Below are 10,675 nucleotides of genomic sequence, written 5' to 3'. Positions count from 1 at the left end.
GAAGCCCCTGTTGCCTCATTGCAATACCTCCGGGAAGACTGATTCGTTGCCTCATCTGAAAACCTCCGGTTGAGGGTTTCGTTGCCTCATTGAAAAACCTCCGGTTCTTCAGTTGTTCCAGGCCTTGTTGACGGGCTTGATGGCGGCGGGTTGTTTTGCCCGGGAGAGTGTTTCCAGCTGACCGGTCAGCGCCAGGATCTGGCGTGAGAGTGCGGCGGGTTTGATCTGTTTGAAGGCGGCGTTCATCCGGATGATCGGGCGTTTGCGCATGGTTTCGTGGCGGATCGCCCGCTGGTGGGGTGTGGTTGGCGCGTCGTGTTTCTTGGTCACTTTCGCGCCGTGCCGCTGCTTCTCGATGAGTTTCTGTTGGGGCAGCAGGTAGTTGGTGAAGACCCGGTCCCGTGCCCAGATTTCGTTGAGTTTCTCGAGTTCCGCGGCGGTGTCATAGCGGAGGTAGCCGACCAGTTCCCGGACCCTTGCCCAGTTCTTCTGCTCCACGTGGGCGCCGTCGTTCTTGTTCCCGGGCCGGGACCGGGTGAAGGTGATCCGGTTTGCGTGGCAGTACGCGAGCAGGTGGTCATTGATGAACTCGGAGCCGTTGTCCGAATCGATCCCGATGATCGGGAAGGGGAACACTCCGGTGACCTGTTCGAGGGCTTCGAAGACCCATTTGGCGGCCTTGTTCCGCACGGACCGGTTCACCGTCCATCCGGTGGAAATGTCGGTCACTGTCAGGGTGAAGCAGAATTCCCCGAAGCTGTTGCCGCCCTCGTGGCCGACCAGATCGATCTCCACGAAACCCGGGACAGCGTCGTCCCACTCGGCCCAGGTCCGGATCGGGATCTGGGATTTCAAGAGCGTGCCGGGCTTGGTGTGGGACCGGCCGCGCGGGAATAGTTTCGCCCGTTCGCCGGCGAGTTTACGGTCGATGGTCGCCGCGCTCATCCGCATCAGCAGATCCGCCTGCGCATCGGTGATCTCCAGTTCCTTGTCGCGGCGCAGCAGCGGCACCAGGACCGGCAGCATCGGGGCCAGCAGCCTGCCGGCAGGGGCGCGCAGCACCGCCCAGCACGTGATCAGCGGGGACAGCAGATCCGGGCCGTAGACCGGCGTCCGGCCCGGTCTGGGCCTGACGACCTTCAGGACCAGGGCCTGGCGCAGGGCGGCCCGGGCGTAATCGCGGTGCCAGCCGGTCAGCTCGACCAGCTCGTTCAGGATCCGGGACTTCCCTGCACGATCCGCTCCCTTGTAGGCGAGGGCTTTCTTCTTTGTCACAGCCTGCCGCTGGACCATCGTGAGCTCCATGAAAACGGGCATAGCCTGCATGCGCTTCCACCATGTTGAGCCACGCCGCTACGCGGAGGTTTTCAAATGAGGCAACGTATCCGGCTACGCGGAGGTTTTCTATGAGTCAACGCGAAGCCCCTGTTGCCTCATTGCAATACCTCCGGGAAGACTGATTCGTTGCCTCATCTGAAAACCTCCGGTTGAGGGTTTCGTTGCCTCATTGAAAAACCTCCGGTTCTTCAGTTGTTCCAGGCCTTGTTGACGGGCTTGATGGCGGCGGGTTGTTTTGCCCGGGAGAGTGTTTCCAGCTGACCGGTCAGCGCCAGGATCTGGCGTGAGAGTGCGGCGGGTTTGATCTGTTTGAAGGCGGCGTTCATCCGGATGATCGGGCGTTTGCGCATGGTTTCGTGGCGGATCGCCCGCTGGTGGGGTGTGGTTGGCGCGTCGTGTTTCTTGGTCACTTTCGCGCCGTGCCGCTGCTTCTCGATGAGTTTCTGTTGGGGCAGCAGGTAGTTGGTGAAGACCCGGTCCCGTGCCCAGATTTCGTTGAGTTTCTCGAGTTCCGCGGCGGTGTCATAGCGGAGGTAGCCGACCAGTTCCCGGACCCTTGCCCAGTTCTTCTGCTCCACGTGGGCGCCGTCGTTCTTGTTCCCGGGCCGGGACCGGGTGAAGGTGATCCGGTTTGCGTGGCAGTACGCGAGCAGGTGGTCATTGATGAACTCGGAGCCGTTGTCCGAATCGATCCCGATGATCGGGAAGGGGAACACTCCGGTGACCTGTTCGAGGGCTTCGAAGACCCATTTGGCGGCCTTGTTCCGCACGGACCGGTTCACCGTCCATCCGGTGGAAATGTCGGTCACTGTCAGGGTGAAGCAGAATTCCCCGAAGCTGTTGCCGCCCTCGTGGCCGACCAGATCGATCTCCACGAAACCCGGGACAGCGTCGTCCCACTCGGCCCAGGTCCGGATCGGGATCTGGGATTTCAAGAGCGTGCCGGGCTTGGTGTGGGACCGGCCGCGCGGGAATAGTTTCGCCCGTTCGCCGGCGAGTTTACGGTCGATGGTCGCCGCGCTCATCCGCATCAGCAGATCCGCCTGCGCATCGGTGATCTCCAGTTCCTTGTCGCGGCGCAGCAGCGGCACCAGGACCGGCAGCATCGGGGCCAGCAGCCTGCCGGCAGGGGCGCGCAGCACCGCCCAGCACGTGATCAGCGGGGACAGCAGATCCGGGCCGTAGACCGGCGTCCGGCCCGGTCTGGGCCTGACGACCTTCAGGACCAGGGCCTGGCGCAGGGCGGCCCGGGCGTAATCGCGGTGCCAGCCGGTCAGCTCGACCAGCTCGTTCAGGATCCGGGACTTCCCTGCACGATCCGCTCCCTTGTAGGCGAGGGCTTTCTTCTTTGTCACAGCCTGCCGCTGGACCATCGTGAGCTCCATGAAAACGGGCATAGCCTGCATGCGCTTCCACCATGTTGAGCCACGCCGCTACGCGGAGGTTTTCAAATGAGGCAACGTATCCGGCTACGCGGAGGTTTTCTATGAGTCAACGCGAAGCCTTGACTGTGACCTGACCCACGGATATCGTGTCCGCGGCACCAGTTCCCGTCCACAACGCTCCGCACCCGCAACGCCCTCTCCGCCACACGGAGGTCTATATGTCCCACCAACACGGTCATGCTTCGCCCGACGATCACCGGCACCCGGATCTGACTGACCCGGAGCCGTGGGGCACCGGCGATCCCGCGGTCGAGGAGATTGTGAGGGGCAGGTCAGCCACACCGGTCCAGGTGCCCGCGGGCGTGAGCCCCCGACTCTACAACGAAGACCTGGCGCCCACCACGCGCAAGGGCCGCACCTGGCATGCCTACAGCATTTTCACGCTCTGGGCCAATGACGTGCACTCGCTGGGCAACTACGTGTTCGCCATCGGACTGTTCGCCCTGGGATTGGGCGGCTGGCAGATCATACTCGCTTTCCTGCTCGGCGCCGCCCTGCTGTTCCTTCTCCTCAACCTTTCGGGGTTCATGGGCGAGCGGACGGGCGTGCCGTTCCCGGTCATGAGCCGGATTGCGTTCGGCATCCGCGGCTCCAATATCCCCGCCATCATCCGTGGTTCCGTGGCCGTGGCCTGGTTCGGCATCCAGACCTACCTGGCCTCGGTGGTGCTCCGGGTCCTCATTTTGGCCCTCGCCCCGGCCGTGGCGCCGCTCGATACAGACTCGTTCCTCGGACTCTCGACTCTGGGCTGGATCTCGTTCGTTGCGCTATGGGCGTTGCAGACCGTGATCGTGAGCTTCGGCATGGAGATGATCCGCAAGTACGAGGCCTTCGCCGGCCCCATCATCCTGGTCACCATGCTCGCGCTGGCCGTCTGGATGTTGATGGAAGCCGGCGGGACCATTGCCTGGTCCACCGCCGACTCGCTGACGGGCCCGGTCATGTGGGTGCGGATTTTCCAGTCGGCGGCGCTCTGGGTGGTCGTTTACGGTACGTTCGTGCTGAACTTCTGCGACTTCACCCGGGGCGCGCCCTCCCGGCGGTCGGTGGTGCGGGGCAACTTCTTCGGCATCCCCATCAACATGCTCTTCTTCGCCGCCATCGTCGTCGTTCTCGCCGGCGCCCAGTACAAGATCGACGGAACGGTCATCGAGTCGCCCACGGACATCGTCAACGCCATCCCGAACACGTTCCTGCTGGTGCTGGCTTGCCTGGCCCTGATCATCCTGACGGTGGCCGTAAATCTTATGGCCAACTTCGTGGCGCCCATCTACACCTTGGCCCACCTTTTCCCACGGACGTTGAACTTCCGCCGCGCAGCCATTATCTCCGCGGTGATCGGCCTGGTGATCCTGCCGTGGAACCTGTACAACTCGCCGGTGGTTATCGTCTACTTCCTGGGCGGGCTGGGCGCGCTCCTGGGGCCGCTGTTCGGCGTGATCATGGCTGACTATTGGCTGGTCCGGAAGGGCAGGGTCAACGTTCCGGATTTGTACTCGGATTCCCCCGACGGGGACTATGCCTACACCCGTGGCGTCAACCGGAAGGCCGTCATCGCGGGCACTCCGGCGGCGATCGTCGCTCTGGTGCTGGCGCTCGTCCCTGCGTTCACGTATATCTCCGGCTTCTCCTGGTTCGTCGGCGCGATCGTGGCAGCTTTCACCTACCTGCTGATCATGGATCGCCACACGCCGTTCAACGCCGTTGACGGCGAGGATATCGCTGTCGCACCGAAGCACTGACCGTCCCGGCAAGGGCAAAGAGTCCCCCAACGAAGGAGTTCCAATGCCACAGGCTTTGACCTCGCGGTTCCTGTTCGGTCCGGGACCGAGCAACTGCTACCCGGAAGTGACCGCTGCGTTGGCGCATCCGGTGATTGGGCACCTGGATCCGGTCTTTATTGAACGGCTGGACAACACCTGCGAGGGCCTCCGCACGGTCTGGGGGACCCAGAATGCCCGCACGCTGCCTTTGAGCGTCACCGGTTCCGGCGGCATGGAAGCGGCTTTTGTGAACACCGTGGACGACGGCGATGTGGCAGTGATCGCCGTCAATGGGTTCTTTGGTGAGCGCATGTGTGAGGTGGCCCGCCGCTGCGGCGCGACCGTGGTTCGGGTGGACCACGAATGGGGCACGCCTATCGACGTCGAACGCGTCCTGGCGGCTCACCCGCGGCCGAAGGTGATTGCGGCAGTCCACGCCGAAACGTCAACGGGCGTCCTGTCCGACGTCGCATCGCTCGGGCAGAACAAGGGTGATGCGCTGCTCATTGTCGACGCCGTGACATCCATCGGCGGGCTGGAACTCCGCGCAGACGACTGGGGAATCGACGTCGGCTATGCGGGCACTCAGAAATGCCTCGGCGTGCCGCCGGGGCTGTCGCCCTTCACAATGTCGGGCAGGGCCTTCGAGCGAAGGATCAAGGATCCCCGCTCCTGGTACCTGGACGTCGGACTGCTGGGCGGTTACGTCGGGGCCGCCAGTGGCAGCGGTCGAACTTACCATCACACGCCGCCGGTCACCATGATCGCCGGCCTGCAGGCGGGCTTGCAAAGAATCCTGGTTGAGGGACTGGACGCGGTCCAGGCGCGCCACCGCGCGGCAGGTGCCGCGTTGCAGGCGGGGCTCCAGGAGATGGGTCTTGAGCTGTTCGCGGCCGAGGGCCACCGGCTGCCCAGCCTTACCACTGTTAAGGTCCCGGACGGCGTCGACTCCGCGGCCGTACGCCGCCATCTTCTGGAGCACTTCAGCATCGAGATTGGCTCAGGGGCGGGCAAGTATGAGGCCAGCATCTGGCGGATCGGAATGATGGGCCCCAACGCAAACGCCGCATCAGTGACTCTGGTGCTGGGGGCCCTCAAGGAAGCCATCTCCTCTGCCTAGCCTCGGGCTCTCCGGGAAACAGGGCTGTGGTGTCAGGGCCGCTTCCAGCCGTACTCGTTTTCCGGCCGGCCGGGCGTGCCGTACCGGGGCGCACGGGAGGCGATGCCGGCGTCGGCGAGGTATTCGAGGTAGCGGCGGGCCGTCACGCGGGACATTCCCAGCGCCACCATGACCTCTGTGGCCGAAACGGATCCCGAATGCTGTTTCAGGTAGTCCCGGACCGAGTCCAGCGTGGAGACGGAAAGGCCTTTCGGGAGGGGCATCTCCGACGGCGCCCGGAGGCTTGCGAAGGCCTGGTCAACCTCGCTCTGGGATGCGCCGGACCTCCCGGCTCCGGACCCGGGGGAGGCCAGTTGCTGCCGGAACAGCCGGTAGCTGGAGAGCTTGTCCTCGAACGTGGCAAAGGTGAAGGGCTTGATCAGGTACTGGACCACGCCGATGGCCACGGCGCTCCGGACAATCGCCACTTCTCGGACCGCCGTGATGGCAATAATGTCCGCCAGGATTCCTGACGCACGCATCCGGCGGGCGATGTCCAGACCATGCAGGTCCGGAAGGTTCATGTCGAGCAGGACCAGTTCCGCCGGCTCGCCGGCAGCCGCAAGTTCCCCCAGCAGCCTGAGCGCTGACTGGCCGTCAGGGGCCGTCCCGGCCAGCATGAATCCTGCCATCCTGCCCACGTAGGCTGCGTGCGCGGCCGACGCCACCGGCTCGTCTTCCACCACGAGGACGCGGATATCGCTCACTGGAACTGCTCCTCTTTGTCGGTTCCGGCGGCCATGGCCGGCAGGAAGACCTGGAAGCGTGCGCCGTCCGTGCCTGTGATGGTCATCGTACCGTCCAGGCGCTGCACGGCCTGGCGGACGAGGGCCAGGCCAATGCCGCGTCCGAACGGGCCGGACGCCTTGGTACTGAAGCCGTGCCGGAAAATATCCTCCACCGCTGCAGGGTCCACGCCCGATCCGGAATCCTCCACAGTGATGTCCAGCCCTTCGGCGTCGGACTCCACTGTCAGTTCCACAGTTCTGGGAGCCGCGCCATCTGCGGCGGCGTCGATCGCGTTGTCCAGGAGGTTTCCCAGGATGGTGACAAGGTCCTGGACAGCCAGGCCCGCAATGGACGCGGACCCCTCCGTGGAGAGCGTCAGCTTTACTCCGCGCTCATTGGCTTCCGCAGCCTTGCCCATGATCAGGGCGCTCAGGACAGGCTCGTCCACGGAGCTCACCATCTCGTCGGTCAGCTGCTGGCTCAGTTCGAGATCCTTGGTGGCGAATTCCAGGGCCTCCCGGGTCCGCCCCAGCTCCAGCAGGGAAACCATGGTGTGAAGCCGGTTGGCGTGCTCGTGGGTCTGGGCGCGGAGGGCGTCGGACAGCGTCCGCATCGTTTCCAGTTCGCTGCCCAGCGATTCGATCTCTGTCCGGTCGCGGATGGTGGCCACGGTGCCGAACACTGCCGGCCGGCGGAGGCCGGGGGAGTCGGGCCCGACGGCCGGGCCCTGGTTCACCACCACGATCCGCGGGCCCGTCAGGTGGATTTCATCGTGGGCCGTGCGGCCGGATTCAAAGAGTTCCTTCAGGCTGCGAGCCAGCGGGAGGTCCTTCAGGAAGGGCGGCCGCGACGGATCACCGTCCGAATCGCGCGGTTCCAGGCCCAGCAGATCGGCGGCCTGGTCGTTGTACATCACCACACGGCCCTTGGTGTCGATCAGGATCAGCCCCTCACGCACGGAATGCAGGACTGATTCGTAGTAGGCGAAGAGCTGCGCCAGCTGCTCCGGCCCCCACCCCCTGGTCACCCGGCGCAGGTAGCGGCCCAGCAGCCAGGACGCCAAGGATCCGCCCACGAGCAGGGCCAGGCCGAGGACCAGGAGTGCGGGCAGCCGGCTGGAAAGTGCCACGTCCACCGTCCGGACTGTGACGCCGGCGGCAACCAGCGCCTTGATGTTGCCCGCGTCATCCTTGACCGGAACAACAGTCCGCACCGACGGCCCCAGCGTTCCTGCGGTGACCTCGGTGAACACCTCGCCACGCAGCGACGCCTCGATGGAGCCGATGTACGGCCTGCCAAGCTCTTCGTCCCGGGGATGCGTCCAGCGCGTTCTGTCCGGCGCCATGATGGTGACAAAATCTGCGCCGGAACCAGCCATGACGTCCAGCGCGTAGGGCTGGAGCAACGCCGTCGGTTCCGGGGCGTCGGCCGCTTGGAGAACCAGGGGATTGGCGGCTACTGCGGCAGCCACACCGGTCATCCGCCGGCCGGCTTCCTCGTAGCTTCGGTCCCGGGCGTCGACGAACGTAGCGGTACCCACGATCGCAATGAAGGCCAGCACAATCAGTAGATTCGCCACGAACAGCCTGCGGGCGATACTCCAGCGGTGGATCATCAAGCACCTCCCATGACCAATATGAACGCAACCGTGAGCCATGTCACGGTGTGCCTAATGATGGATATCACACCGGACCGACGCATAGAGCCCAGAGGCTGAGTCGAAGCGTCTACCAAATTATCCATAAGGAGACACATTATGGCTTCTCAACGAGGAGAGTCAGCAGCGCCTGTGAAGGCCGCCCGCAAGGGGCTGGACAAATCCCACTACCTTTACATTGCCGTTATTGCCGCCGTGATCCTGGGCGCTATCGTCGGTCTGCTGTTCCCCGAGGTCGGCAAAGCGATGAAGCCGCTTGGCGACGGCTTTATCAAGCTCATCAAGATGATGATCGCGCCGATCATCTTCTGCACCATTGTCCTTGGTATTGGCTCCATCGCTAAGGCTGCCACCGTAGGGAAGGTGGGCGGACTGGCCCTGGGCTACTTTGTTCTTATGTCCACCTTCGCCTTGGGCATCGGCCTTGTCGTCGGTAACCTGATCCACCCAGGTGAGGGTTTGAAGCTGGCGCCGTATGACCCCAATAAGAAGGCCGAAGTAGACAGCACCGTTGCCTTCCTCCTGGGCATTATCCCGGGCGACATTCCAGTCCTGCCCACACTCTTCGCCGCCATCCTCGTGGGCTTCGCCCTCCAGAAGATGGGCGCGCAGGGCGCTCCTGTCCTGAAGGCTATCGGCCACGGCCAGGTATTGGTGTTCAGGATCCTCATCATGATCATGTGGCTTGCTCCGGTGGGCGCCTTCGGTGCCATCGCAGCTGTTGTCGGCGCCACAGGCGTCGCGGCAATCGTGAGCATGTTCACACTCATGGCCGCCTTCTACATCACCTGCGCCCTCTTCATTGTGGTGATCCTCGGCGGTCTGCTCCAGGTAGTGACCGGAGTGAACATCTTCAAGCTGATGAAGTACCTGGCCCGCGAATACCTCCTCATCTTCTCCACCTCCTCCTCCGAGGCAGCACTGCCCCGCCTGATCGCCAAGATGGAGCACCTGGGTGTTTCCAAGCCGGTCGTCGGCGTCACCGTGCCCACCGGATACTCCTTCAACCTGGACGGGACGGCCATCTACCTGACCATGGCCTCGCTGTTCGTGGCCAACGCCATGGGCACCCCGCTGGACCTCGGCGCGCAGGTTTCACTCCTGATCTTCATGATCATCGCCTCCAAGGGTGCCGCCGGTGTCACCGGTGCAGGCCTCGCCACGCTGGCCGCCGGCCTGCAGGCACACAAGCCCGAGCTCCTCGGCGGAGTGGGCATGATCGTCGGGATCGACCGCTTTATGTCTGAAGCCCGCGCCCTGACCAACTTCACGGGCAACGCTGTGGCCACCCTCCTGATCGGCACCTGGGTCAAGGAGATCGACAACAAGCAGGTTGGCGAAGTTCTCTCGGGACGGGCTCCCTTCGACGAGCAGACCATGATCGCAGGACATGGCGAGCCGGTGGACGATTCCGCCAAGGCGCCGGCCCTGGCCAACGCCTAGGCGCGGCCGGCACTGAATCCTGGACAAATCGCGAACCGCCCGCACAGCCCCGGCTGTGCGGGCGGTTCCTGCGTGCGGAAGGCTAACCTTCGACCTCTACCAGAAGGTAAAGGCTCAGAATCCACCCAAAGTCAAGTTCCCTCGAATACCGTGTCGGGGCCTGTAGCCTAGGTGGAAAGCAGGATCGGCGCTGGAGTTCCAGCGGCAGGAAATCACCGTCATCGAAAGTGTGGATAGATACGTGAGCAGCGAACAGGGTTCGGCAACTCTGGAAGGCACGGAACTCGATCTGGAAGACGCCGTGATGGGTCCCACCGGGCGCCCCCACCGCGAATTTCCGGAACCTGCCCCGCTGTCGTCCCACGGTCCCGCGCGCGTGATCGCCATGGTTAACCAAAAGGGCGGCGTTGGCAAGACGACGTCCACCATCAACCTGGCAGCGGCCCTTGCCGAGTACGGCCGCAGGGTGCTGCTGGTTGACTTCGACCCGCAGGGCGCACTGTCCGCGGGCCTCGGCATCAACCCCCACGAACTGGACCTGACGGTCTACAACGTCCTCATGGACCGCAAGGTGGACATCCGCGACGCCATCCACCAGACCGGCGTCGAAAACGTGGACCTGCTGCCGGCCAACATCGACCTCTCCGCCGCAGAAGTGCAGCTGGTCAATGAAGTAGCCCGTGAGCAAGTCCTGGACCGGGCGCTGAAGAAAGTCGAAGACGATTACGACGTCGTCCTGATTGACTGCCAGCCCTCACTGGGCCTGCTGACGGTCAACGCCCTGACCGCCGCCCACGGCGTGATCATCCCGCTGATCTGCGAATTTTTCGCCCTCCGTGCGGTAGCACTCCTGGTGGAAACCATCGACAAGGTCCAGGACCGGCTGAACCCCGGCCTGCAGGTTGATGGTGTCCTGGCCACTATGTACGACGCCCGTACGCTCCACAGCCGCGAAGTCATCACCCGCCTGGTGGAAGCCTTCGGTGACAAAGTCTTCGAGACCGTCATCAAACGCTCCATCAAGTTCGCGGACGCCACCGTCGCGGCAGAGCCGATCACCAGCTACGCTGGCAGCCACATCGGCGCCGATGCCTACCGCCGCCTGGCCAAAGAGCTGATTTCGCGCGGCGGCGCACCCTAA

Annotated in this window: 8 protein-coding genes; 4 read left to right on the top strand and 4 right to left on the bottom strand. The window is 63.9% G+C overall.

The window, feature by feature from the left end:
• Positions 1-108: 108 nt before the first annotated feature.
• Positions 109-1,326 carry a DDE-type integrase/transposase/recombinase gene (locus CXR02_RS20730; protein ID WP_104063702.1) on the bottom strand — a complete coding sequence of 406 codons (1,218 nt, stop codon included), beginning with the start codon at positions 1,324-1,326 and terminating at the stop codon, positions 109-111.
• Between the two features lie 200 nt (positions 1,327-1,526).
• On the bottom strand, positions 1,527-2,744 hold the full coding sequence (locus CXR02_RS20725; RefSeq protein ID WP_104063702.1) for a DDE-type integrase/transposase/recombinase: 1,218 nt from the start codon (positions 2,742-2,744) through the stop codon (positions 1,527-1,529).
• Positions 2,745-2,941: 197 nt separating this feature from the next.
• On the opposite strand from CXR02_RS20725, the gene CXR02_RS20720 reads away from it, so the two are divergent.
• Both CXR02_RS20720 and CXR02_RS20715 read left to right on the top strand, forming a co-directional pair.
• A complete protein-coding gene (locus tag CXR02_RS20720) occupies positions 2,942-4,525 on the top strand; it encodes an NCS1 family nucleobase:cation symporter-1 (RefSeq protein ID WP_104063701.1) in 1,584 nt (527 codons plus the stop codon).
• A 43-nt stretch (positions 4,526-4,568) separates the two neighbouring features.
• On the top strand, positions 4,569-5,666 hold the full coding sequence (locus CXR02_RS20715) for an alanine--glyoxylate aminotransferase family protein (RefSeq protein WP_104063700.1): 1,098 nt from the start codon (positions 4,569-4,571) through the stop codon (positions 5,664-5,666).
• A gap of 32 nt (positions 5,667-5,698) precedes the next feature.
• On the opposite strand, the gene CXR02_RS20710 is transcribed toward CXR02_RS20715, so the two are convergent.
• Complete coding sequence (locus CXR02_RS20710; protein WP_104063699.1) at positions 5,699-6,412, bottom strand: response regulator; 714 nt, start codon at positions 6,410-6,412, stop codon at positions 5,699-5,701.
• Positions 6,409-8,049, bottom strand: coding sequence for a sensor histidine kinase (locus CXR02_RS20705; RefSeq protein WP_104063698.1), 1,641 nt, complete (start codon positions 8,047-8,049; stop codon positions 6,409-6,411). Before CXR02_RS20705 ends, CXR02_RS20710 begins: the two co-directional genes overlap by 4 nt.
• Positions 8,050-8,190: 141 nt before the next feature.
• Here CXR02_RS20705 and CXR02_RS20700 point away from each other — a divergent pair, with 141 nt between their 5' ends.
• Both CXR02_RS20700 and CXR02_RS20695 read left to right on the top strand, forming a co-directional pair.
• On the top strand, positions 8,191-9,534 hold the full coding sequence (locus CXR02_RS20700) for a cation:dicarboxylase symporter family transporter (RefSeq protein WP_104063697.1): 1,344 nt from the start codon (positions 8,191-8,193) through the stop codon (positions 9,532-9,534).
• A 241-nt stretch (positions 9,535-9,775) separates the two neighbouring features.
• A complete protein-coding gene (locus CXR02_RS20695; RefSeq protein ID WP_056342349.1) occupies positions 9,776-10,675 on the top strand; it encodes a ParA family protein in 900 nt (299 codons plus the stop codon).

Source organism: Arthrobacter sp. 4R501 (assembly GCF_002929755.1).
GTDB lineage: Bacteria > Actinomycetota > Actinomycetes > Actinomycetales > Micrococcaceae > Arthrobacter.
The sequence above is the reverse complement of the archived record's forward strand: the minus strand, read 5'-3'. Positions and strand labels throughout refer to the sequence as shown.